The organism is Dactylosporangium sp. CA-092794 (genome assembly GCF_050948465.1).
GTDB lineage: Bacteria > Actinomycetota > Actinomycetes > Mycobacteriales > Micromonosporaceae > Dactylosporangium.
Genome location: NZ_CP192044.1, coordinates 293,531 through 315,807 on the forward strand (window position 1 = coordinate 293,531; position 22,277 = coordinate 315,807).

The following is a 22,277-nucleotide window of genomic DNA, read 5'->3' on the forward strand; positions in this document are numbered from 1 at the left end:
CACTCACCGTCGATTTTCGGATTAGGGGCCGAGGACGCGCTCGGTGTAGGCGTTGGCAAACAGGCGGTTCGGGTCGAGCTTGTCGCGGACTGCCTGGAAGTCGGCGAATCGGGGGTAGACCTCGGACAGCGACTCGGCGTCGCGGAAGTGCATCTTGCCCCAGTGCGGGCGTCCGGCCAGTGGGGCGGCGACGGCCTCGAAGCGGCGGAAGTACTCCTCGTAGGGCGCGCCGACGTACTGGTGGATCGCGACGTAAGCGTTGTCGCGGCCGTGGCCGTGGGACAGCCAGATGTCGTCGGCGGCGGTGAAGCGCACCTCCACCGGGAACTGGACCTTGTAGGGCAGGCCGGCCACCACCGCCCGCAGCCCGTCGAACGCCTCGCGCAGCGCGGCGCGGGGCAGGCCGTACTCCATCTCGACGAACCGGACCCGGCGCGGGGTGCAGAACACCTCGTGGGACGGCGCCGTGTAGACCCGCGCCGAGAGCGCCCGGGCCGAAACGCGGCTGATCGGCGGTACCGCCGCGGGAACCACCCGGCCGATCCGGCAGGCCGCGCCGAAGACCGTGTTGGACAGGAAGTCGTCGTCGAGCCAGCGCCGCCAGCCCGCCAGCGGCGTGTCCGCCTCCGGCACCCGGTTGTTGCGCTTGATCTGCACCCGGTCGGTGTAGGGGAACCAGTAGAACTCGAAGTGGTCGTTGGCCCCGACGTGCTCATCCAGGCCCGACCACACGTCGGCCAGCGACGCCGGGCGCTCGTCGGCGCGCAGCGTGAACGCCGGTGCGCAGCGCAGCGTGACGGTGCTGAGCACGCCCAGCGCGCCGATGTTGACCCGGGCCGCGGCGAACAGGTCCGGGTTCTGCGTCGTCGAGCAGGCCACCTCGGTGCCGTCGGCGGTGACCAGGGTGAGGGCCTCGATGAAGGTGGACAGGCAGCCGAAGCCGGTGCCGGTGCCGTGGGTGCCGGTCGACAGCGCGCCGGCGATCGTCTGCGCGTCGATGTCGCCGAGGTTGGGCATGGCCAGCCCGTTCGCGGCGAGGGTCGCGTTGAGCACGCGCAGCGGCATGCCGGCCTGCACGGTGACCAGGTTCCCCTCGACCCGCACCAGGGACGCCATCCGGTCGAGCTCGACCCGGACGCCGTCGGTGAGCGCGGTGGGGGTGAAGGAGTGTCCGCTGCCGACCGCCTTCACCCGCAGGCCCTCCGCGGCGGCGGCGTGGAGGACCTCGGCCAGCTCGGCGGGGTCGGCCGGGTGAGCGACGCGGGTGGCGGTCGCGGTCTGGTTGCCGGCCCAGTTGGCCCACGGAGTAGTCACGAAATCTGAGTACCCTTCACGTATGCCCCCCGTCAATCACCGGGCTCAATCACACGGGTGAAATGGGCTATCCGCCGATCGTCCCCGGTCGTTGACGTGAGTAGGTTTCAAAGGCGGGACCGACCGGGAGCTTCCCGGCGGACCCGACGAAGTGGAGGGGGGACATCCGGGTGGCGACACAGACTGTGGCCGGCGCCGGGACGAAGCCGCTGCGCCGGGTTCCGGTGCAGGGGCGCAGCGTGGCGCGGGTCGGGCGGATGCTCGATGCCTGCGCCGAGCTCGTCGACGAGGTGGGGTACGACGGGCTCACCACGACCCTACTGGCGGAGCGGGCGGGGGTGGCGATCGGCTCGGTCTACCAGTTCTTCCCGGACAAGCGGGCCATCGTGCAGGCGCTCACGCTGCGCAGCCTGGAGGGCTATCTGGAGCGTCTCGGGGCCCGGCTGGCCGACCAGGGCATCGCGCACTGGTGGGATGCCGTGGACGCGGCGATCGACGAGTACATCGACATGCACCGCACCGTGCCGGGTTTCCGCACCCTGCACTTCGGCGATGTGGTCGACATTCACCTGCTCGACGACGAGCGCGACAACAACGACGTCATCGTGTCGCAGCTCGCCAACCTGCTCATCGAGCGCTTCGGCGTGCCCGACCCGCAGCGCCTGCAGTTCGTGCTGGCGATCGCGGTCGAGGCGGCCGACGGGCTGATCAAGCTCGCGTTCCGCCGCTCGCCCGAGGGGGATCCGGTCGTGCTTGGCGAGGCCAAGGCGCTGATCAGGGAGTACTTGCACCACCGCCTGTAGTCGCATTACGTGGCGGGTGAGGCGGACGAAACACGTTGTTGACAATCCCACAACGGCTGTCCGCTTTGCCCGCTGCGACGCATACTTCTGTCGACCGGTACCCCGCACGAGGACTGGATCTTTCAGATGAACAGCGCTGTGAACAGGCGAAACATCGGCATTATCGGTGCCGGGCGAGTAGGTGCCGCACTCGGCGCCGCGCTCGAGCGAGCCGGTCACCGAGTGGTCGCCGCGGCGGGCGTCTCCGCCGCCTCCAAGGCCCGCGCGGAGCGCATGCTGCCCGCCGCGCGCCTGCTGCCCGCCGACGAGGTCGCCGCCGCCGCGGACCTCGTGCTGCTGGCCGTCCCCGACGACGTCCTCGCCGGCCTGGTCAAGGGCCTGGGCGAGACCGGAGCGCTGCGCGCCGGGCAGGTCGTCGCCCACACCTCGGGCGCGCACGGCCTGGCCGTGCTCGCCCCCGCGGCCGCCGCCGGCGCCCGCCCCCTCGCCCTGCACCCGGCCATGACGTTCACCGGCACCGAGGCCGACCTCGACCGGCTGGCCGCCGGGGTCTCCTTCGGCGTGACCGCCCCCGACGACCTGCGCGAGCTCGCCGCGGCGCTCGTCGGCGACCTGCACGGCGTCGTCGAGTGGATCGCCGAGGAGCGCCGGCCGCTCTACCACGCCGCGCTCGCCCACGGCGCCAACCACCTGGCCACGCTGGTCAGCGAGGCGATGGACCGGCTGCGCGACGCGGGCGTCACCGACCCCGAGCGGGTGCTCGCCCCGCTGCTCGGCGCCGCCCTCGACAACGCGCTGCGCCTGGGCGACGCCGCGCTGACCGGCCCGGTCTCCCGCGGCGACGCCGGGACCGTGGCCAAGCACCTCACCGCGCTGGCCGAGGTGGCGCCCGGCTCGGTGCCGCCGTATCTGGCGCTCGCCCGGCGCACCGCCGACCGGGTCATCGCCGCCGGCCGGCTGCGGCCCACCGACGCCGAGCCGCTGCTGGACGTGCTGCGCGAGGCCGCCCGGGAGCGTGCCGCGTGAAGGTCGTCGCCACCCGCCCGGAGCTGCGGGCCGGGCGCGCCGGGCTGACCGGTGACGTCGCCGTCGTGATGACCATGGGCGCCCTGCACGCCGGGCACGCCGCCCTGCTGCGCCGGGCCCGGGCCGAGGCCGGCTCCCTGCTGCTCACGGTCTTCGTCAACCCACTGCAGTTCGGCCCGGCCGAGGATCTCGACCGCTACCCGCGCACCCTGGAGGCCGACCTCGAGCTGGCCCGGGCCGAGGGCGTCGACCTGGTCTTCGCCCCGTCGCGCGAGGTCATGTATCCGGGCGGCGACCCCGCCGTGCGGGTCGATCCGGGGCCGCTGGGCTCGGTGCTGGAGGGCGCCAGCCGGCCCGGCTTCTTCCACGGGGTGCTCACCGTGGTCAACAAGCTGTTCCAGCTGACCCGGCCCGATCTGGCGTACTTCGGCGAGAAGGACTATCAGCAGCTCGGCCTGATCCGGGCCATGGTGCGCGACTTCGACCTGCCGATCGACGTGCGGGGCGTGCCGACCGTGCGGGAGCCGGACGGCTTGGCCCGCAGCAGCCGCAACCGCTACCTGGCCCCGGCCGAGCGGGAGGCGGCGCTGGTGCTGCACCGCGCGCTGCGCGCCGCCGCCGAGGCCGGCTCGGTCGAGGCCGGCCTGGCCGAGTATGCGCTGGTGCCCGAGGTCAAGCTCGACTACCTCGTGCTCACCGACCCGATGCTCGGCCCCGCGCCCGAGCACGGCCCGGCCCGGCTGCTCACCGCCGCCTGGGTCGGCGGCACCCGTCTCATCGACAACCTCGGAGTGAGACTCAACGGCCCGGTAGGAGAACAGTCGTGATCCGCACCATGCTCAAGTCCAAGATCCACCGGGCCACGGTGACCCAGGCCGACCTGCACTACGTCGGGTCGGTCACGGTCGACGAGGACCTCATGGACGCCGCCGACCTGCTGGCCGGCGAGCAGGTCGCGATCGTGGACGTCACCAACGGGGCGCGGCTGGAGACGTATGTGATCGCCGGGCCGCGCGGCTCGGGCGTGATCGGCATCAACGGCGCCGCCGCGCACCTCGTGCACCCGGGCGACCTGGTCATCCTGATCTCGTACGCGCAGCTCGAGGACGCCGAGGCCCGCGCCTACCGGCCGCGGATCGTGCACGTCGACGCCGCCAACCGGATCATCACCCTCGACCACGACCCGGCGGGCGCCGCGCCGGGCACGGCCGGCTCTCCGCACCGCGGCGACCTCGTGCGGTCGTAGACGGCGCGGGTTGCCAAGCGGCTCTATGGTTGGGCAGACTGCCGTGGCATCGTGCCGGGCCGGGGGAGGGACAGGACACCGATGGCGCGCAAGTTGATCTCGGTGCTGGTGCCGGTGCTGGCCTTGGCGCTGCTGGCGGGCTGCGGCGCGCCGGCGGGCACCGACAAGGACCTCACCGACGACTGGGCGATGCTCGCCGCGCCGAAGATCCCTCTGCCGCCGGTCGGCGCCTGTTACACGACCACCGTCGACTACTTCGCCACCGACTCGACCACGCTGTTCTCGTTCAAGCCGGTCGACTCCTGCACGGTCGCGCACGCGAGCGAGACGTTCTTCGTCGGCGACCTCACCGGCTCGGCCGCCACCGGCACCGCCCCGCCCAAGGGCGTGGCGCTCAAGGACGGCTGGGCCAAGTGCGCGAGCGAGGCGGAGAAGTTCCTCGGCGGCGACTACCACGACGGCCGGCTGGAGCTGATCGCCCTGGTGCCGTCCTCGACGCAGTGGTCCGGCGGCGCGCGCTACCTGCGCTGCGACCTGGCCGAGGTGGTCAGCGACGGCGACAAGCCGGTCAGCCGGACCAGCAGCCTGAAGGACGGGCTCAAGGGCGACAAGCCGCTCGCGCTGACGTGCGCCATGGAGGTGTACGACACCGACGGCAAGACCTGGCTCGACTTCAACCCGACGCCGTGCACGAGCACGCACAACATGGAGTACGTCGGGACGTACACGTCGACCGACCGCCCGTTCCCGTCCAACTCCGACGAGCGCAAGACCGCGATCCGCCCCGGCTGCGAGGCGCTCGGCGCGAAGTACCTCGGCATGACCACCTCCCAGCTGACCAACCACCAGCAGGTCGGTATCGGCTTCTGGGTGGTCGACGAGGAGTCCTGGAACCGGGGCAACCGGGCGGCCCGCTGCTACGCGATGCTCTTCGACAAGAAGACCGTCACCCGCACCATCAAGGGCGTGGGCACCGGCACCATCTGACGCGTTCGCCCCGATCTGGACAGTTACCGGCGGGTAACGCAGACTGCTTCCTCATGAAGCGGGTGGCCGTCATCGTCGTGGTCGTGCTGCTGCTCGGCGGCGGGTTCTTCTGGCTGTACCGGCGCGGGGCAGGGCGCGACATTCCCGGCGCGCCGCCGGCCGGGGCGCCGAAGGCTGGGACCTGCTACCGGGTCGACGCCGCCGGGTCCAAGGCGGCGCTGCCGTGGGCCGGCCCGCCGGTGGACTGCGCCGGGACGCACACAGTCGAGCTGTTCCACGTCGGGCAGGTCGGCAAGGACCTGCTGCACCGGCTCGACGCCGCCGAGGGCGACGACGTCAAGGTCGTCCAGGCGCTGCTCTACGCGCAGGCCCGGCGCGCCTGCCTGGTCCAGGCGCCGGGCTTCCTCGACGGCGGGTGGCACGAGGCGCGGCTGCAGATCGTGGCGGCGTGGATCAAGCCGGCGGCCGACGGGTTCTTCGGCTGCGGCGTCGCCGAGGTGACCGGGCCGGCCGGCGACGAGTTCGCCGAACGCGCCGGCAGGCTCAGGGGCGCGCTCGGGCGGGACTCGCAGCTCGCGATCGGATGCGTCGCGAAAAACAATGAGCTGCTGCGGTACGTCCGGTGTGCCGGCGTTCACGACGGGGAGTACACGGGCGTGTACAGCATCACCCCGCCCGAGGCCCCGTTCGACGCGGCGGCCGTGCAGTCGGCGGCGACCAAGGGCTGCACCGCGGTCGGCCTGCGGTATCTCGGGCTGCCGGAGAACGGCTCACGCGACGACCTGGCCCCGGGCTCGGTGGGCCCGAAGAGCGCCGACGAGTGGCTCGGCAGCGACCAGGCGTTCGCCTGCTATCTGATGAGCGCGCGGCCGCTCAAGGCGAGTGTCCGAGGCCTGGGCGCGGCGCCCCTGCCGCTCGCATAGGGCGACCATTATCACCACCCGCGGTAGGGGTGAGTGCGGTTGACTGTAGTGATGACTGCAGGCATGAACGGGCCGATCGTCCCGCGCCGCCTCGCCGGGCCACAGCCCGGATGGGCGGAGCCGACCGATGTCGTTGTCATCGGCTCCGGCGTTGCCGGGCTGACCGCCGCGCTTCACCTCCGCGCGGCCGGCCTCCACGTCACCGTCGTTACCAAGGTCAACATCGACGACGGGTCGACCCGATGGGCGCAGGGCGGGATCGCCGCCGTGCTCGACCCGCTCGACACGCCCGAGGCCCACGCGCAGGACACGCTGGTCGCCGGCGTCGGCCTGTGCGACCCGTCCGCCGTCGACGTGCTGGTGCGGGAGGGGCCGACCCGGGTGCGGGAGCTGATCCGCTGGGGTGCGGAGTTCGACCGCAACAGCGACGGGTCGCTCATGCTCACCCGCGAGGGCGGCCACCACGCCAACCGCATCATTCACGCCGGCGGCGACGCGACCGGCGCCGAGGTGCAGCGGGCGCTGCACGCGGCCGTGCACCGCGACCCCTGGATCCGCCTCATCGAGCACGCCCTCGTGCTCGACCTGCTCACCGACGACGCCGGCCGGGCCTGCGGGGTGACCCTGCACGTGCTGGGCGAGGGCGCCGAGGACGGCGTCGGCGCGGTCCTCGCCCGGGCCGTGGTGCTCGCCACCGGCGGCATGGGCCAGATCTTCGCCGCCACCACCAACCCGATCGTCTCCACCGGCGACGGCGTGGCCCTCGCGCTGCGGGCCGGCGCACGGGTCACCGACATCGAGTTCGTGCAGTTCCACCCCACCGCGCTGGCCCTGGGCAACCACGACTCCCAGCAGCCGCTGGTCAGCGAGGCGCTGCGGGGCGAGGGCGCCTACCTGCGCGACGGTGACGGCAACCGGTTCATGGTCGGTCGGCACGAGCTCGCCGAGCTGGCCCCGCGCGACGTCGTGGCCAAGGGCATCTACCGGGTGATGCGCGCCGAGGGCACGCAGAACGTGTGGCTCGACGCCCGGCACCTGGGGCGGGAGTTCCTCGAGGCCCGCTTCCCGACGATCGTGGCCTCCTGCCGGGCCGCGGGCGTCGACCCGGCCGAGGACCTGATCCCGGTCTCCCCGGCCGCCCACTACGCCTCCGGCGGGGTGCGCACCGACCTGCGCGGACGCACCTCGATCCCCGGGCTCTACGCGTGCGGCGAGGTCGCCTGCACCGGCGTGCACGGCGCCAACCGCCTGGCGTCGAACTCGCTGCTGGAGGGCCTGGTCTTCGCCCGCCGCATCGCCGAGGACATCGCCCGGGACCTGCCCCGCCAGGCCGACCCGGCGACCCACGAGCGGCCGTCCTGGGCCGCCGACCCGGCCATCCGCCCCCACGTGCAGGCCGCGATGTCGGCGCACGCCTCGGTGCTGCGCAGCGCCGCGTCGCTGGACGAGGCCATGCAGGCGCTCACCAAGCTCTCGCTCGACCGCGCGGCCGCCAACGTGGCCGCCTGGGAGGCGACCAACCTGCTCACCGTCGCCAGTGCCCTGGTGTCCGCCGCAGCGCCGCGGCAGGAGACCCGGGGCTGCCACTGGCGGGAGGACTTTCCCGCCGCCAGCGACGTCTACCGGGGCCACTTCCTCGCCGCCCTCGACGACGCCGGCGCGATCACCGAGACCTGGGAGGACGCGTGACGACGCAGACCGACGCTTTCGCGGGGGAGGGCGCGTGAGGATCCAGACCGAGGCCGAGCTTCGCAAGGTGGGGCTCGACCCGGCGGCCGTCGACGAGATCGTGCGGCGCACGCTGGCCGAGGACCTCGGCCCCGAGGGCCTGGACGTCACCAGCGTGGCGACCATTCCCGAGGAACAGACCGACGAGGCCGACATCGTGGCCCGGGCCGACGGCGTGGTCGCCGGGCTGTGGGTGGCGGTGGCGGTGTTCGAGACGGCTTCGGGCGGTACCACCGCGGAAGTCCGCAAACGCGACGGAGAGCGGGTGGCCCGCGGTGATGTCCTGGCCACGGTCAGCGGGCCCACCCGGGCGCTGCTGACCGCCGAGCGCTCCGCGCTCAACCTGCTCTGCCGTATGTCCGGCGTGGCCACCCACACCCGCCGCTGGGCGGATCTGCTGGAGGGCACCAAGGCGCTCGTGCTCGACACCCGCAAGACCACCCCCGGCCTGCGCGTCCTGGAGAAGTACGCGGTGCGGGCGGGCGGCGGCACCAACAAGCGCATGGGCCTCTACGACGTCGCCATGATCAAGGACAACCACAAGCTGGCGGCGGGCGGCATCACGGCGGCCTTCGAGCGGGTGCGCGCCGCGTTCCCGGACATTCCGGTGCAGGTCGAGGTCACCACCGTCGGCGAGGCCGTGGAGGCGGTCACCGCCGGCGCCACGTTCCTGCTGCTGGACAACATGCGGCCGGAGCTGCTGCGGGAGGTGGTGAGCGCGGTCGGCGGCCGGGCGGAGCTGGAGGCGACCGGCAACCTGACCCTGGCCACGGCCGCGGAGTATGCCGCCACCGGCGTGGACTTCCTCTCGGTGGGCGGCCTCACCCACTCCTCGCCGATCCTCGACATCGCCATGGACCTGCGGCTGCACTGATCGCCTCACCGGGGCGGGAAGGCAACCGTCACAAAGGGGTCGATGCGGTCGTACCGCCAATCCTGCGGCACGATCGCCCGGCAGCGATCCTGCTCGGAGACGCAGATGACCGCATCGACCGACCTGACGTCCCCCGCCGGCTGGCTGGGCACGTCCGACCACAGTTCGACGATCTTCTTGTCGCGCAGTTCGATCTGGAGGGGGTACTCCCAGAGGTCCCCCTCCAGCACCAGCCCGACCCGCTCGGCCCCGCCAGCGCGCACCCGGTCGATGGCGGTGCGATAGCCGGCCGCCTGGTCCGGCATGCGGACGAACCGCTCCTGCCAGTCGTCCAGCGTGAACACCGACCACGGCCCGACGAGCCGGCGCGGCTGCCCGTAGAACACGGCGGTGTAGCCGTGCGCCGCGCCCGCCGCGATCGCGAGCGCGACCACCGCCCCGGCGGCTCCTCGCGCCACGCCGCCGGCGCGGCCTTTGGCGGCTCCGCCCGCCTCGGGGTTTTCGGCCACTTCTTCCGTTTCGCGCTGACCGGCGGCGCTCGCCACGCCACGCCGGATAAATCGCGCTTTTCCGCGAATGAGCGCGGTTTCCAGGTATACGCCGACCAGCGGGGTGGCCACGGCGAAGGCGGGCAGGATGAGCCGGTTGCCCCAGTCCTGCCACTTCACGATCGCGGCGGTCAGCAGCAGGGCGCCCAGGATCAGCAAGGCGTAGCCACGGGTCCGGCGCAGGCACAGCCCCGCCGCGGTGGCGACCAGCGCCAGGGCGGACTGGACCGGGTAGGGCGAGCGGTCCTCGTCGGGCTTCCACCGGTCGCCCGGGAAGACGCTGCGCCACTGGGTGATGGCCGGGTCGTTCGGGTCCACGCCGACCAGCCGGGCGACCTGGATGACCGCGCCGCCGATGGCCGCGTTGACCTCCGGGATCGGGGTGAGCAGCGTGGACGCGCCCAGCCGCAGGCTGTTGACCAGGATCGCCGGCGGGTCGTGGCGGGTGGTGGACAGCGAGGCGCGGTAGCCGGGCGGGCCGAACGGCGAGCCGAACGCCTCCTGGACGCGCAGCAGCGACGGGCCGGCCAGCAGGGCACAGGCGGCGACGACCGCGCACCCGCCGTACACCATCGGCCGGAACTTTCGCTGTCTCGCCTGGCAGACCGTCCAGTAGCCGACGATCGGCACCAGGGCCATCAGGCCGGTGGACTTCGTCACCACGACCAGCCCGGCGGCGCCGGCCAGGGTGAGCACGTCGGCGAGCGTGGCCGGGCGCCGGCGGCCGTCCAGGGCGATCGTGGCGGCGCACAGGATCCACGCGGTGACGACCAGGTCGTTCTGGGTGCTGGTGGACTCCAGCACGACCGCGGGCGCGGTGAGGAACACGGTGGCGGCGAGCCACTGGCCCACGCGGCCGGCGCCGAGCTGGGCGGCGCAGCGGGCCACCGCGATCGCGCCGAGCAGCCCGGCCGCCCACTGCAGCAGGTTGAGCTGGCCGTCGCTGCCGCTGAGCAGGCGCAGCTGGAGCAGCAGGAACTCGGCGCCCGGCACCAGAATCAGCTCCTGGGCCTGCGCGGTGGGGAAGTTGGCGAGGTTCCGGTCGGCGATCCAGTGCTCGATCTTGGGCAGGTGGTAGCTGTTGGAGTCGAAGTTGTTCGGCGCCGACGCGACGGCCAGCACCAGCTCGGCCGCCACGAGCAGGCCCACCACGACCGCCAGCGCGCCGACGGCCCACCGCTCGCCGCGCGCGCCCGCGCCCCAGGCGGCCCGCCAGCCGATCGCCCACGCCTTCGGCCGGCCGCGGAACGCGAGCCAGCCGGTCACCGCCGCGGCAACCGCCCACAGGGCGATCACCGGGCCCGGCGCGATCCAGTCGACCAGGGAGAACAGCTCGACGCTCAGCACGGTCCCGACGGCGACGGCGACGGCCGCGCGGACGACCGCGAGGCGGCGGTCCGGTGCGTCCCGCGGGCGCAGCGCGACGGCCGCGAACACCAGCGTGGCCACCGGCAGCAGCGCCAGGAGCGCGCGGGCGTGGGGGATCATTGGGACGCGATCGTAATTGAACAACCTTTGGTTAGGCTTCCGGGGTGCTGCTGTGCATCGACATCGGAAACACCAATACGGTGCTCGCCACGTTCGAGGGCGAGAAGATCGTCCACTCGTGGCGGATCAAGACCGACGCCCGCGACACCGCGGACGAGCTCGGTCTGCTCTACCGGGGCCTGCTGGCCACCGACGCGGTGTCGCTGACCGGCATCGCGGCGTGCTCCACCGTGCCGGCCGCCCTGCGCTCGCTGCGCACGATGCTGCAGCGGTACTACCCGCACGTGCCCACCGTCGTCGTGGAGCCCGGCGTGCGCACCGGCGTCCAGCTGGCCATCGACAACCCCAAGGAGGTGGGGACCGACCGGGTGGCCAACACGCTCGCGGCGTACACCCTCTTCGGCGGACCGTCGATCGTCGTGGACTTCGGCACCTCGACCAACTTCGACGTCGTGTCGGCGCGGGGTGAGTTCCTCGGCGGGGTGCTCGCTCCCGGCATCGAGATCTCCGTGGACGCCCTCGCCGGGCGCGCCGCGCAGCTGCGGAAGGTGGAGCTGGTCAAGCCTCCGCGGGTGATCGGCAAGAACACGGTGGAATGCCTGCAGTCCGGCGTGGTGTACGGGTTCGCCGGCCAGGTGGACGGGGTCGTGCGCGGCGTGACCAACGAGCTCGGCGGCACCGTGAAGGCGGTCGTCGCGACGGGCGGCCTCGCGCCGATCGTGATCGGGGAGTGCCAGAGCGTGACCCATCACGAGCCGATGCTCACCCTGATCGGTCTCCGCCTGATCTTCGAGCGCAACACCTAGAGCTTCGCCGCCCGGTAGGTATAGGTGACGTAGGGCAGCTGGAAGCTCTCCCGGTCGCCGAAGGTGCGGGCGGCCAGCTCGCGGACCCGCCGCTCCAGGCCGGCCTGGGTGTCCGGGTCGGAGACGAGATAGTACGAGCGGGAGCGGATCAGCTCCACCAGCGACTCTGCGGAGTGCTCGGCGCTCCAGCGGAACAGCCGCAGCTCGGCCGGGGCGAACCGGGGGCCGAACTGGTCCGGGGTCATGCGGCGCTCGTCCAGCACCGAGCGGGCGCGGTGGCCGTCGAAGACCTCGGACAGCTCGGCCACCCAGCCGACCGACTCGTCGCGGACGTTCCAGATCGGCACGAAGGCCCCGCCGGGGCGCAGCACCCGGGCGATCTCGGTGTGGGCGGCGTCGCCGGCGAACCAGTGGTACGCCTGCCCGGCGGTGACCGCGTCCTGGCTCTCGTCGCCGACCGGGATGCCGGTCGCGCTGCCGGCCCGGGCGTCGCCCTCGATCTGCTCGCGCATCTTGTCGTCCGGCTCTACGGCCACCACCCGGTGGCCGAGTTCGGCCAGCTGGCGGGTCAGGATGCCGGTGCCGGCGCCGAGGTCGACGACCTGGCGTGGTTCGTCGCCGAGCGCCCAGCGCAGCGCCTCGACCGGATAGCTCGGCCGGATGCGGTTGTAGAGGTCGGCGGCGGCGCCGAACGAAGACGCGTGTTTGGCGATGTCCACGGCGCCTACCGTACGCCGCCGGAGAATTCACCATGGTGCAGTTGCTAGATGCCGGTGCGGGACTGCACCATTCGTCACAGATAGCAATGTGCTCGACACGCAAACTGTATCCCGGACATTGCTTCCGAGCTATTCCTGAGGCAGGTCTCGCAGGCCGGGCGCGAGGTGTGTGGCTTTGTGTGGGTGTCGGAGTACGGTTTGCCGCCCCGGTCCGTCGTCGCCGGAATCGCACTCTTCGCAGGTCATCGACGCAAAGATGAGCCTTTCCCGGCTGGAGTAGTTTCGGCGTACCGTTGACGGGGCGCGCCCTTACTGCGTTATCTTTGCTTTCGCACATCGCGAGCGGGCTTCCGTGAAGGGAATATGACAGTGGCCAAGCGGACCATCCACGTGCTGGTCGATGACCTCGACGGCGGGGAAGCCGACGAGACGGTGAAGTTCGCGCTCGACGGCGTTCAGTACGAGATCGACCTGTCCAAGAAGAACGCAACGAAGCTCCGCGATGCGTTCGGGCCGTTCCTGGCCGCCGGGACCAAGGTCGGCCGGGGTGGCGTCGTTGTCGGCGGGCGCGCGGCCAGCGCGCGGGGCCGGGGCGGTGCCGCTGCGGATCGCGAGCAGAACAAGGCGATTCGGGAATGGGCGCAGAACAAGGGCATCAAGGTGTCCGACCGTGGCCGGATCAAGCAGGAAATCGTCGACCGGTATAACGCCGAAGCGGGTCGATAGCGCCGGTTGACCGTTTCGTCCGGAATGGGAGTCCGCTGAACGGACGTTTCGGTAAGCCTCGCTCGAACTCGGAGAGCCCCCGACACCCACCGTAGCGATCTGATTACGGTGGGTGCAGCGCATCCGGGCGCCGGATTTCGCTCTTGGCGTACGGGCCGGTATGCAGGAACAGGACGCCGGATGCGAACGTTGGGCCAAAGCACCGGGTACACGCGGTGCCTGGAGGGTAGGCAACGTCAGATCGTGGGTCCAGACCTGGCGAATGTGGGGTGCGGCAACGCCGCACACCCCGCAATGTGTCGGCCCACGGCGATAGAGTGATGGCACGGTCACGTTGGCGTCCGACAGAGCTTTGGCGTGGCGACCCCCACACAACGGGGTTCCGCGTAGAAGCGGCGGCGACGGACACGGCACGTGAGGAGCAGGGATGTTCGAGCGGTTCACCGACCGAGCACGACGGGTTGTCGTCCTGGCACAGGAAGAAGCCCGGATGCTCAACCACAACTACATCGGCACCGAGCACATCCTGCTCGGCCTCATCCACGAGGGTGAGGGCGTGGCGGCCAAGGCGCTCGAGAGCCTCGGCATCTCGCTGGAGGGTGTCCGCCAGCAGGTCGAGGAGATCATCGGCCAGGGCCAGCAGGCGCCGAGCGGGCACATCCCGTTCACGCCACGCGCCAAGAAGGTGCTGGAGCTGTCGTTGCGGGAGGCGCTGCAGCTCGGGCACAACTACATCGGCACCGAACACATCCTGCTGGGCCTGATCCGGGAGGGTGAGGGCGTCGCGGCCCAGGTGCTGGTCAAGCTGGGCGCCGACCTCAACCGGGTCCGCCAGCAGGTCATCCAGTTGCTCTCCGGCTACCAGGGCAAGGAGCCGGCCGCGGCCGGCACCGGCGCACCTGGCGAGGCGGCCCCTTCCACCAGCCTGGTGCTCGACCAGTTCGGCCGGAACCTCACCCAGGCGGCGCGCGAGGGCAAGCTCGACCCGGTCATCGGCCGGGAGAAGGAGATCGAGCGGGTCATGCAGGTGCTGTCCCGCCGCACCAAGAACAACCCGGTCCTCATCGGCGAGCCCGGTGTGGGCAAGACCGCCGTGGTCGAGGGGCTGTCCCAGCGCATCGTCAAGGGCGAGGTGCCCGAGACGCTCAAGGACAAGCAGCTCTACACGCTCGACCTGGGCGCGCTGGTCGCCGGCTCCCGCTACCGCGGCGACTTCGAGGAGCGGCTGAAGAAGGTCCTCAAGGAGATCCGCACCCGCGGCGACATCATCCTGTTCATCGACGAGATCCACACACTCGTCGGTGCGGGCGCCGCCGAGGGCGCGATCGACGCGGCGAGCATCCTCAAGCCGATGCTGGCCCGCGGCGAGCTGCAGACGATCGGCGCCACGACGCTCGACGAGTACCGCAAGCACCTCGAGAAGGACGCCGCCCTCGAGCGGCGCTTCCAGCCGATCCAGGTGGGTGAGCCCTCGCTGGCGCACACCATCGAGATCCTCAAGGGCCTGCGGGACCGCTACGAAGCGCACCACCGGGTGACGATCACCGACGCCGCCCTGGTGGCCGCGGCGACCCTCGCCGACCGCTACATCTCCGACCGCTACCTGCCCGACAAGGCGATCGACCTCATCGACGAGGCCGGCGCCCGGATGCGCATCCGCCGGATGACCGCGCCGCCAGACCTGCGTGACTTCGACGAGCGCATCGCCCAGGTGCGCCGCGACAAGGAGTCCGCGATCGACGCGCAGGACTTCGAGCGCGCCGCGCAGCTGCGCGACAAGGAGAAGCAGCTGCTCGGCCAGAAGGCGCAGCGGGAGAAGGAGTGGAAGGCCGGCGACCTCGACGTCGTGTCCGAGGTCGACGACGAGCAGATCGCCGAGGTGCTGGCGAACTGGACCGGCATCCCGGTGTACAAGCTCACCGAGGAGGAGACGGCCCGGCTCCTGCGCATGGAGGACGAGCTGCACAAGCGCCTCGTCGGCCAGGAGGACGCGGTCAGGGCGGTCTCGAAGGCGATCCGGCGCACCCGGGCCGGCCTGAAGGACCCGAAGCGCCCCTCCGGCTCGTTCATCTTCGCCGGCCCGTCCGGCGTCGGTAAGACGGAGCTGTCCAAGGCGCTCGCCGAGTTCCTCTTCGGCTCCGAGGACGCGCTGATCCAGCTCGACATGTCCGAGTTCCACGACCGCTACACGGTGTCCCGCCTCGTCGGCGCGCCGCCCGGATACGTCGGCTACGACGAGGGCGGCCAGCTGACCGAGAAGGTCCGCCGGCGGCCGTTCTCGGTGGTCCTCTTCGACGAGATCGAGAAGGCCCACCCGGACGTGTTCAACACCCTCCTGCAGATCCTCGAGGACGGTCGGCTCACCGACGGCCAGGGTCGCATCGTGGACTTCAAGAACACGGTGATCATCCTGACCACCAACCTGGGCACCCGCGACGTGGCGAAGGCCGTGTCCCTGGGCTTCCAGGCGTCGGAGGACAACGAGTCGAACTACGAGCGGATGAAGCAGAAGGTCAACGACGAGCTGAAGCAGCACTTCCGCCCGGAGTTCCTCAACCGCATCGACGACACGATCGTCTTCCACCAGCTCCTGCAGGACCAGATCCTCGGCATCGTCGATCTGATGATCGCCCGGATCGAGACCCAGCTCCGCAACAAGGACATGGGCCTGGAGCTGACGGACAACGCCAAGAAGTTCCTGGCGAACAAGGGCTATGACCCCGTGCTGGGCGCCCGGCCGCTGCGCCGCACGATCCAGCGCGAGATCGAGGACGCCCTGTCCGAGCGCATCCTGTTCAACGAGCTGCGCCCGGGCCAGATCGTGGTCATCGACTGCGAGGGCGACCCGGCCCAGTTCGAGAAGGCCAAGCTGGTCTTCAACGGCGCCGACCGCCCGGGCGCAGTGCCCGACGCGGTCCCGGCCGAGCTGGCCGGCGGCGGCTCCGCCGACGAGCCAGCCGCCTGACGGCGCCCGACCGCCACCGGCCGCCTGCCGGCCGGTAGCGGCCACCCGGCAGAACGACGTCCGGCCGGGGCCGCCCCACAGCGACCCCGGCCACCCCGGCCGCGCAGGTGATCTCCACCCGCGCGGCCGTCGCCGTCCCCGCCCGCCATACCTCCGCCCCGCTCCCGCTCCCGCTCCCGCTCCCGCGCACTGCCCCTGCGCCCTGCTTCCGCGCCCGCCCCGTGCCTGTGCACTGCCACTGCGCCCCGCGTCCCGCTCCCGCGCACTGCCCCTGCGCCCTGCTTCCGCGCCCGCCCCGTGCCTGCGCACTGCCACTGCGCCCCGCGTCCCGCTTCCGGGCCCCGCCCCGCCCCGCGTCCGCGCGCTGGCCCCGCGTCCGCGCGCTGGCCCCGCGCCCCGTGCCCTGCCGGCGCGGACGTATGTCTCCGTGATCATGATGCCCGTCGTGGCCGCACCACGGGTTTGCCATGATCCCGGAGACTTTCGGTACACGGGTGTACATGGACACTCCGTGATCATGAAAAACCCTTGGTGTCGGTGGCGGGTTCGGCATGATCGCGGAGAGTTCCGGTCGGTGCGCTGTGCTCCGCGGCGTGCAGTGCCCGCCGTATTCGACCTGATCGCCCCGCACCCCGCGCCCCGCGCCCCGCGCCCCGCGCCCGCGCCGCTGCGCGCCGTGCGCCCGGCGGCCCGGGTCCCGGGGCGAAGGGCGGGGCGGCGGACAGCGGTTTCGCGCGGTGTGCTGTGCGGCCTTCGTGCTCCCGGGCAGGCTTTGCGCTGTGGCGAGCGGCGGTGGCCGGGAATGAGGGACGGCGACTCGCATCGGCGAATGGTGCGTTTTGCTGGTAGGGCGATGTGGAGGGGAACTGGGGGACTCCTTCGGGTGTGGTGGCGGGTATGTTCCCCGCGTGAGTACGGGGCGGCGATCGTTCGGGTCCGGACGATTCGAGCGGCGGCCGATTGTGCGGCCGATTTCGCGGCCTGGGCTGCTCGCTCGGCTCGACGCGGCCGATCGGGCGGTCATTCTGGTTGGGGGCGCCGGGGCCGGAAAGAGCACGCTGCTCGACGCCTGGGTCGCCGCGCGGGGCGGTGTGATGGTCGACCTTTCCCGCGCCGACGATCGGACCGGAATCGAGCGGATTCACGCCGCGTTCGTCGGGGCAGGCGCGGTGGTGGGGATTGACGGGGCGACCGCGAATCATTTTTCCGGACTGTCCGGAATATTGGGGCGTGGCGGGGTGGCGGTCGCCGTTGCCGGGGAAGTCGCGGTGGGCGGGGCCGTGCGGATTTCCGGGGCCGAGCTGGCGTTTGCCGAGGACGAGACGTACCAGGTGCTCGCGGGCGTGTTCGGCGACGCGGAGGCGGCCGATGAGCTGGCGCCCGATTTGCACCTGCTGACGCATGGGTGGCCGGCGCTCGTGGGTCTGGCCGGGGCGTGGCTCGGGCAGCAGCCGGCGGAGGAGCGGCGGGAGCGGCTGCGGGCGCTCGCGCGGGTCGACGGGGACCTGGGCGAGCACCTCGTGCCGGCCGTCGTCGCCGGGCTGGACGGGGAGGAGCGGGAACTGGTGCGGCGCCTCGCCCGGCTGCCGTGGGTCAACGCCGCGCTCGCCGACCGGCTCGACCTCACCGAGGACCTGGAGGCGGTGGCGCCGTTCGTGCAGAGCGTGGCGCGGAGGCCGGGCTGGTTCGCCGTCCCGGACGGTTGGCGACGGCCACTGCAGCGCGAGCTCCCGATGACCGACGCCGAGGTCGCAACCCTCCAGGAGGCCTACGCGGCAGCCACCTAGCCGCCGGCAAAGGTCAGGTGGCGGGCATGTAGTCGACGAGGAGGGCCGGGGTCAGGCCCGCGGCGGAGATGGCCTGGAGGGCGGCGATGAAGTCGTCGACGAAGCGGTCGCGGAAGTGCATCAGGATGATGTCGCCCGGCTTGATCGCGTGGCCCTCCTGGTAGCGCACGATGCCCTTGTCGACCGTCTCCTTCCAGAAGAAGCCGGCGTGCAGGCCGCAGTCGTGGGCGACCTTCAGCGTGGTGGCGTCCTTGTCGCCGAACGGCGGGCGGAAGAGGGTCGGGCGTTTGCCGTACAGCTGGGCGAGCTGGTCGGCGGAGCCGCAGATCTCGTGCTTCTGGAAGTCGTACGACTTGCCCTTGAGGTTGGGGTGGGTGAGCGTGTGCGCCTCGATGTCGGCGCCCGCGTCGCGCAGCTGTTTGAAGTACCCCGGATTGTCCTTGATGGCATTGATCGTCAGGAACAGCGTGACCTGCACGTCGGACTCGCGCAGCAGCTCCAGGGCCTCGGGGCGCTTGATCCAGCCGTCGTCGATGGTGAGGAACGCCACCGGCTGGTCGGTCGGGATGCGCGCGTAGTAGGCGGCGCTCGCGCCCTCCGGCAGGTTGACCCGGTGCGGGGCCGGCGGCCGGCCGAACTTCGGCAGGCGGCCCGCGTAGGCGTGGCCGGGCGGCGGCGGGCTCGTGGTGGGGCCCTTGGACGGCGTGGGGCTGCTCGACGAGTGGCTGGCCGACGGCTGCGGCGAGCCGTCATCGGCCGGAACGCCGGCGTCGTCGCCGGCGGAGGCGGAGGGCGCGGCGGAGGCCGGCGCGGACATGGCCGGGGCGGCTCCGTTGTGGGACCGGCCGCCGGCCTTGTCGTCACAGGCCGCGATCGCGATGGTCAGCGCGGCGGCCGCGGCGACGATCCTCGCGAGCCGGCGGGCCCTGGCGGAGGCGAGCACGAGGAGAGCCTAGCGAGCCGGTACCCCTTCCGAGATACCCATTGCGGGTATTGACTCCGGTGAAGAAAACCACCCGGGCGACCTGCAACCTAACCCGGCAGGGTGAACGTCTGATCCCGGCGGTTGACCAGGCCGTCGGCGAGCAGGCCGGCGAGCGCCCGGCCGCGCTGGTCGGCGTCGGGCCAGACGGCGTCGAGGCGCTGCGCCGGGACCGGCTCGTCGCTGGCGCGCAAGACGGCCATGAGCAGTCCACGGACATATCGGTCTGTTCCGTGGTACCCCTGGGATCGGCGCATCGGCCCGTCCGACGGCGGCGATCCGGCCAGCCGCCACGCACACACCCCGGTCAGCGGGCACTCCTCGCAGCGGGGCGCCCGCGCCGTGCACACCACCGCGCCCAGCTCCATGAACGCGATCGAGGCCCGGGCCGCCGCCTCCTCGTCCTCGGGCAGCAGGGCCTCGACGGCGCGCAGGTCGGCCGGGGTCGTGGCCGGACCGCCGTCGGCCTCCCCGGCCACGGCGCGGGCCACGACCCGGCGCACGTTGGTGTCCACGACCGGGTGGCGGCGGCGGAAGGCGAACGCGGCGACGGCGCGGGCCGTGTACATGCCGATGCCGGGCAGCGCGAGCAGTGCGTCGACGTCCTCGGGCACCTCGCCGTCGTGCCGCTCGACGATGGCCGCGGCGCAGGCGTGCAGGCGCAGGGCGCGGCGGGGGTACCCGAGCCGGTCCCAGGCTCGGATGGCCTCGCCCGGCGGGTCGACGGCCAGGTGCGCCGGTGTGGGCCAGCGCTCCATCCACCGCTGCCAGGCCGGCTCGACCCGCGACACCTGGGTCTGCTGCAGCATGACCTCCGACACCAGCACGCCCCACGGCGAGGCGCCCGGCCGGCGCCACGCGAGATCGCGGGCGTTGGCCTCATACCACCGCGTGAGGATGACGGCGATGGTGGTCTGTGCGTTCCTGATATTGGCGATACGCAAGGATAAGGCCCGTGAACGAGTACGCCGTCACGGTCATCGGGCACGACCGGCCCGGCATCATCGCCGACGTGGCCGAGATCCTGGCCCGCCTCGGCCTCAACCTCACCGACTCCACCATGACCCGCCTGCGCGGGCACTTCGCGATGACGCTGGTGTGCGCCGGTCCGCCCACCGCCGAGCAGATCGAGGCGGCCCTGGAGCCGTTGACCACCGACCGGACGCTGCTGGTCACCGTGCGTGCGGTCGCTGAGGAGCCGGTGCACGAGCCGGCCGGCTCCCACCACGTGCTCACCATGCACGGCGCCGACCGGCTCGGCATCGTCGCCACGCTGAGCCGTACCGTCGCCGAGGCGGGCGGCAACATCACGGACCTGACCACCCGGTTGTCCGGCCACCTCTACGTGGTCGTCGCCGAGGTCGACGTCGTCGACCCCGCCGCCCTCGACGCCGCGCTGCAGTCCGCCGCGCAGCGCCTCGGCGTCGAGGTGTCGCTGCGCCCGGCCGACGCGGATCTGCTGTGACCGGCGCCGTACTGCCGGTGGTCCGCGCGCCCGCCGAGGTGCTCGGCACCGCCGGCGCCGAGGTCGACCCGACCGCGCCCGAGATCCTGCAGCTGGCCGAGGACCTGCTCGCGACCATGCGCGTGTCGCCCGGCTGCGTCGGGCTGGCCGCGGCCCAGGTCGGGGTGAGCGCGCAGGTGTTCGCCGTCGACGTCACCGGCCACCCGAAGGCGCGCACCGTGCACGGCGCGTTCGTGCTGTGCAACGCCCGGATCCTGGAGGCCACGCAGTGGCAGAAGGGGCGCGAGGGCTGCATGTCGGTCCCCGACCTCACCGGTGATGTCAAGCGCGCCAACCGGCTCGTCGTCGCCGGCTACCCACCCGGCGAGACCGAGGAGGTGCAGATCACCACCGACGCGTTCGAGGCGCGGGCCCTGCAGCACGAGATCGACCACTGCGCCGGGCTGCTGTTCCTCGACCGGGTCGCCGGCGCCCACGCCGTCTACGCCCGCAAGGTCTATCTCTGAGCGCTCGCCCCGGCGTGCCGCCCCAACTGCGGGCTGTTCCCCCGATACGGTGAGTACATCATGAAGCTGACGGTTGGCCCTCTGCCGCCCGGCGTCTACTGGCGGCGTCGGGCGATCGTCGGCGGGGTGGTCGTGCTCGCCGGGCTCATGCTGTGGGCCTCCTGCGGCGGCGGCAGCGCCCCGGACGACCGGAAGGTGTCGGACGCGGCCTCGGCCGACCAGCGGTCGCGGGCCGACGTGGACCCGACGGTGACCATTCAGGTGCCGACGACCGGCGAGCCGCCGGCCTCATCGGCGCCGCCGCCCGCGAGCTCCGCCGCCGCCCCGCCACCGTCCGTGGCGGCCATCGCCCCGCCGTGCGCCGACGCCGACCTCTCGCTGACCGCCGCGCCCGACCAGCCGGTGCAGTTCCGCGGGGCGTACCTCAAATTCACGCTCAAGGTCAAGAACGTCTCCGCCCAGGACTGCGTGCGCGACCTCGGCGCCGACTACCAGGAGCTGTATCTGCAGGTCGGCGCGGCCAAGGTCTGGTCGTCGGACCAGTGCGACCCGCTGAAGGGCAGCAAGCCGACGGTCATGAAGCCCGGCATCGAGATGTCGTTCGAGACCACCTGGAACGGCAAGGCCACCAACACCAGCTGCGTCAACCGCGAGGTACCACCGGCGGGTAAATATCAGCTCGTCGGCCGCCTCGCCACGAAGATCAGCGACCCGGTCCAGATCCAGCTGACCTAGCGCGCCTTGCCGAGGTTGTTCGCGATCAGCACCTGGTCGGGCGCGAACGCGGCCAGCGCCGCCAGCTGCCCCTCCGGGCCGCCGGTGAAGTCGCGCAGCCGCACCGCGAGGTCGATCCCGCGCACCCGGCCCTCGCCGGCTTTGGCCATTTCGCGCCGCACCGTCTGATCGACCCAGGCCGGGTTTGTCCCCGTGCGGTCGAGGCCCGCGCGGAGGCGGATCGTGAGATACCGCTCGCCGCCCACCTCGACCGCCGCCACCTCACCCACCCGCGACCAGGGCAGCACCAGCGTGCGCACCCAGCCGGGCCGCACGGTCAGCGCGAAGTGGTTCGCACCCACCCGCGGCCGGCGCACCACGGCCAGCGTGACCGGCACCGCCCCGGCCACCGCCAGCCCCGCCGTCCACATCGGAAGGTCGGCCAGCGGATTGTGCGCCCCGGAGCCCAGCGTCTGCGGCTCGTCGGCGAACAGCGCCCGGACGAGCAGGATCAGCAGGACGACGGACACGACATACCACACCAGGGTCCCGACGGACCGGGACGGGAAGCTCCGCCGCCATTCGATCCGCTCCGGACCGGCCACCGGTTGGACCCCTCAGGTATGCACCACCATCCATCGGCGGATGGCATCCGCCCACTCTACGGGCT

The 22,277-nt window shown here is 72.2% G+C and carries 20 protein-coding genes and 1 pseudogene; 15 read left to right on the forward strand and 6 right to left on the reverse strand.

Going from position 1 to position 22,277, the window contains the following annotated elements:
• Positions 1 to 21 precede the first annotated feature (21 nt).
• Positions 22 to 1,314 carry a D-arabinono-1,4-lactone oxidase gene (locus ACQPXD_RS01260; protein ID WP_432833948.1) on the reverse strand — a complete coding sequence of 431 codons (1,293 nt, stop codon included), beginning with the start codon at positions 1,312 to 1,314 and terminating at the stop codon, positions 22 to 24.
• 257 nt (positions 1,315 to 1,571) lie between these two features.
• Between ACQPXD_RS01260 and ACQPXD_RS01265 the strand changes: the two genes are divergently transcribed.
• From ACQPXD_RS01265 to nadC, 8 genes and pseudogenes are all read left to right on the forward strand, one after another.
• Positions 1,572 to 2,117 carry a TetR/AcrR family transcriptional regulator gene (locus tag ACQPXD_RS01265; RefSeq protein ID WP_432843545.1) on the forward strand — a complete coding sequence of 182 codons (546 nt, stop codon included), beginning with the start codon at positions 1,572 to 1,574 and terminating at the stop codon, positions 2,115 to 2,117.
• Between the two features lie 153 nt (positions 2,118 to 2,270).
• A pseudogene (locus tag ACQPXD_RS01270) lies at positions 2,271 to 3,143 on the forward strand (Rossmann-like and DUF2520 domain-containing protein); the annotation flags it as partial.
• Positions 3,140 to 3,970: a pantoate--beta-alanine ligase gene (gene panC, locus ACQPXD_RS01275; RefSeq protein WP_432833950.1), complete on the forward strand. Its 831-nt coding sequence runs from the start codon at positions 3,140 to 3,142 to the stop codon at positions 3,968 to 3,970. The pseudogene ACQPXD_RS01270 and the gene panC, both read left to right, overlap by 4 nt.
• Positions 3,967 to 4,389: an aspartate 1-decarboxylase gene (panD, locus tag ACQPXD_RS01280; RefSeq protein ID WP_432833952.1), complete on the forward strand. Its 423-nt coding sequence runs from the start codon at positions 3,967 to 3,969 to the stop codon at positions 4,387 to 4,389. The genes panC and panD overlap by 4 nt, the downstream gene beginning before the upstream one ends.
• Positions 4,390 to 4,470: 81 nt before the next feature.
• Entirely contained in the window at positions 4,471 to 5,376 is a 906-nt protein-coding gene (locus ACQPXD_RS01285) for a septum formation family protein (protein ID WP_432833954.1), read from the forward strand.
• 53 nt (positions 5,377 to 5,429) lie between these two features.
• The gene (locus tag ACQPXD_RS01290; RefSeq protein WP_432833956.1) at positions 5,430 to 6,299 is read left to right on the forward strand and encodes a septum formation family protein; all 870 of its coding nucleotides are present in this window, start codon (positions 5,430 to 5,432) and stop codon (positions 6,297 to 6,299) included.
• Positions 6,300 to 6,350: 51 nt separating this feature from the next.
• Entirely contained in the window at positions 6,351 to 7,988 is a 1,638-nt protein-coding gene (locus ACQPXD_RS01295; protein WP_432833958.1) for an L-aspartate oxidase, read from the forward strand.
• Between the two features lie 34 nt (positions 7,989 to 8,022).
• Entirely contained in the window at positions 8,023 to 8,901 is an 879-nt protein-coding gene (nadC, locus tag ACQPXD_RS01300; RefSeq protein ID WP_432833960.1) for a carboxylating nicotinate-nucleotide diphosphorylase, read from the forward strand.
• Between the two features lie 5 nt (positions 8,902 to 8,906).
• On the opposite strand, the gene ACQPXD_RS01305 is transcribed toward nadC, so the two are convergent.
• Entirely contained in the window at positions 8,907 to 10,937 is a 2,031-nt protein-coding gene (locus ACQPXD_RS01305; RefSeq protein ID WP_432833962.1) for a hypothetical protein, read from the reverse strand.
• Positions 10,938 to 10,981: 44 nt separating this feature from the next.
• On the opposite strand from ACQPXD_RS01305, the gene ACQPXD_RS01310 reads away from it, so the two are divergent.
• Positions 10,982 to 11,743: a type III pantothenate kinase gene (locus ACQPXD_RS01310; RefSeq protein WP_432833964.1), complete on the forward strand. Its 762-nt coding sequence runs from the start codon at positions 10,982 to 10,984 to the stop codon at positions 11,741 to 11,743.
• On the opposite strand, the gene ACQPXD_RS01315 is transcribed toward ACQPXD_RS01310, so the two are convergent.
• Positions 11,740 to 12,462: a class I SAM-dependent methyltransferase gene (locus tag ACQPXD_RS01315; RefSeq protein WP_432833966.1), complete on the reverse strand. Its 723-nt coding sequence runs from the start codon at positions 12,460 to 12,462 to the stop codon at positions 11,740 to 11,742. The two genes, ACQPXD_RS01310 and ACQPXD_RS01315, sit on opposite strands and share 4 nt — an antisense overlap.
• Before the next feature lie 369 nt (positions 12,463 to 12,831).
• Between ACQPXD_RS01315 and ACQPXD_RS01320 the strand changes: the two genes are divergently transcribed.
• The 3 genes from ACQPXD_RS01320 (at position 12,832) to ACQPXD_RS01330 (ending at position 17,940) form a co-directional block, all read left to right on the forward strand.
• A complete protein-coding gene (locus ACQPXD_RS01320) occupies positions 12,832 to 13,188 on the forward strand; it encodes a histone-like nucleoid-structuring protein Lsr2 (protein WP_432843547.1) in 357 nt (118 codons plus the stop codon).
• A 427-nt stretch (positions 13,189 to 13,615) separates the two neighbouring features.
• Positions 13,616 to 16,153, forward strand: a complete 2,538-nt coding sequence (locus tag ACQPXD_RS01325; RefSeq protein ID WP_432833968.1) for an ATP-dependent Clp protease ATP-binding subunit — start codon at positions 13,616 to 13,618, stop codon at positions 16,151 to 16,153.
• A 1,280-nt stretch (positions 16,154 to 17,433) separates the two neighbouring features.
• Positions 17,434 to 17,940 (forward strand): hypothetical protein, encoded by a 507-nt coding sequence (locus ACQPXD_RS01330; RefSeq protein WP_432833970.1) that lies wholly within the window; start codon positions 17,434 to 17,436, stop codon positions 17,938 to 17,940.
• A 13-nt stretch (positions 17,941 to 17,953) separates the two neighbouring features.
• Here the strand turns inward: ACQPXD_RS01330 and ACQPXD_RS01335 are convergent, their stop codons facing one another.
• Positions 17,954 to 18,883 carry a polysaccharide deacetylase family protein gene (locus ACQPXD_RS01335; RefSeq protein ID WP_432833972.1) on the reverse strand — a complete coding sequence of 310 codons (930 nt, stop codon included), beginning with the start codon at positions 18,881 to 18,883 and terminating at the stop codon, positions 17,954 to 17,956.
• An 89-nt stretch (positions 18,884 to 18,972) separates the two neighbouring features.
• Positions 18,973 to 19,860: an A/G-specific adenine glycosylase gene (locus tag ACQPXD_RS01340; RefSeq protein ID WP_432843549.1), complete on the reverse strand. Its 888-nt coding sequence runs from the start codon at positions 19,858 to 19,860 to the stop codon at positions 18,973 to 18,975.
• 17 nt (positions 19,861 to 19,877) lie between these two features.
• Between ACQPXD_RS01340 and ACQPXD_RS01345 the strand changes: the two genes are divergently transcribed.
• The 3 genes from ACQPXD_RS01345 to ACQPXD_RS01355 are packed head-to-tail and all read left to right on the forward strand — an operon-like array spanning position 19,878 to position 21,628.
• Positions 19,878 to 20,387, forward strand: coding sequence for a glycine cleavage system protein R (locus ACQPXD_RS01345; protein ID WP_432833974.1), 510 nt, complete (start codon positions 19,878 to 19,880; stop codon positions 20,385 to 20,387).
• Positions 20,384 to 20,893: a peptide deformylase gene (locus tag ACQPXD_RS01350; protein WP_432833976.1), complete on the forward strand. Its 510-nt coding sequence runs from the start codon at positions 20,384 to 20,386 to the stop codon at positions 20,891 to 20,893. Before ACQPXD_RS01345 ends, ACQPXD_RS01350 begins: the two co-directional genes overlap by 4 nt.
• A gap of 60 nt (positions 20,894 to 20,953) precedes the next feature.
• Positions 20,954 to 21,628, forward strand: a complete 675-nt coding sequence (locus tag ACQPXD_RS01355; protein ID WP_432833977.1) for a hypothetical protein — start codon at positions 20,954 to 20,956, stop codon at positions 21,626 to 21,628.
• On the opposite strand, the gene ACQPXD_RS01360 is transcribed toward ACQPXD_RS01355, so the two are convergent.
• Positions 21,625 to 22,212, reverse strand: a complete 588-nt coding sequence (locus ACQPXD_RS01360; RefSeq protein ID WP_432833979.1) for a hypothetical protein — start codon at positions 22,210 to 22,212, stop codon at positions 21,625 to 21,627. The two genes, ACQPXD_RS01355 and ACQPXD_RS01360, sit on opposite strands and share 4 nt — an antisense overlap.
• Positions 22,213 to 22,277 lie beyond the last annotated feature (65 nt).

Bases quoted from the DNA above. Each gene is read 5' to 3' on its own strand.
- ACQPXD_RS01265 (WP_432843545.1), top strand. From the start codon at position 1,572: ATGCTCGATGCCTGCGCCGAGCTCGTCGACGAGGTGGGGTACGACGGG.
- ACQPXD_RS01285 (WP_432833954.1), top strand. From the start codon at position 4,471: ATGGCGCGCAAGTTGATCTCGGTGCTGGTGCCGGTGCTGGCCTTGGCG.
- ACQPXD_RS01290 (WP_432833956.1), top strand. From the start codon at position 5,430: ATGAAGCGGGTGGCCGTCATCGTCGTGGTCGTGCTGCTGCTCGGCGGC.
- ACQPXD_RS01295 (WP_432833958.1), top strand. From the start codon at position 6,351: ATGACTGCAGGCATGAACGGGCCGATCGTCCCGCGCCGCCTCGCCGGG.
- ACQPXD_RS01305 (WP_432833962.1), bottom strand. From the start codon at position 10,937: ATGATCCCCCACGCCCGCGCGCTCCTGGCGCTGCTGCCGGTGGCCACG.
- ACQPXD_RS01325 (WP_432833968.1), top strand. From the start codon at position 13,616: ATGTTCGAGCGGTTCACCGACCGAGCACGACGGGTTGTCGTCCTGGCA.
- ACQPXD_RS01355 (WP_432833977.1), top strand. From the start codon at position 20,954: ATGAAGCTGACGGTTGGCCCTCTGCCGCCCGGCGTCTACTGGCGGCGT.